Annotated in this window: 1 pseudogene; it reads left to right on the forward strand. The window is 64.2% G+C overall.

Going from position 1 to position 254, the window contains the following annotated elements:
* Positions 1-254, forward strand: a pseudogene (locus KVS69_RS19920) (hypothetical protein); the annotation flags it as partial.

Consider the following 254-nt stretch of genomic DNA (forward strand, 5'->3'; position numbering starts at 1 on the left):
GGCGCGGCCGCCAAGCCTTGCGGCGCGCATCTATTCGTCGTCCAGCCGGGTCCTTCGCAAGCTCGCCGATGAGCCGCTGGGCATGATTGGCTTCACGATCCTGGCACTTCTTGTGGTCGTGGCGATCTTTGCTCCTCTGATCGCCCCCTATGACCCCGCCCGCCAGATGCTCAGCAACGCCTTGCAGCCGCCGAGCCTTGCCCATCTGGCAGGAACGGACGAGTTCGGCCGCGATATCTTCTGCCGGTTGATCT

The organism is Stenotrophomonas sp. GbtcB23, from assembly GCF_019091045.1.
Classification (GTDB): domain Bacteria; phylum Pseudomonadota; class Gammaproteobacteria; order Xanthomonadales; family Xanthomonadaceae; genus Stenotrophomonas; species Stenotrophomonas rhizophila_A.